Below are 250 nucleotides of genomic sequence, written 5' to 3' on the forward strand. Positions count from 1 at the left end.
TGATGGACGGCCAGGTCGCCGCCATCCGCGCAGCCCTGGACCAGGCCGGCCATACCAACACTTCGGTGATCGCCTACGCCGCCAAGTACGCGTCGGCCTTCTACGGCCCGTTCCGTGAAGCCGTGGACTCGCAGCTCAAGGGTGACCGGCGGACCTACCAGATGGACGCCGGCAACCGGACCGAAGCGCTCCGCGAGGTGGAGCTGGATCTCGCCGAAGGCGCGGACGTGGTGATGGTGAAGCCCGCCAT

The 250-nt window shown here is 68.0% G+C and carries 1 protein-coding gene; it reads left to right on the forward strand.

Features of this window, described 5'->3' with window-relative positions:
- Positions 1-250, forward strand: a 250-nt coding sequence (locus AC5RWX_RS34655; RefSeq protein ID WP_494100619.1) for a porphobilinogen synthase, incomplete at both ends; no start/stop codon positions are given.

The organism is Arthrobacter sp. SPT-J7 (genome assembly GCF_059089965.1).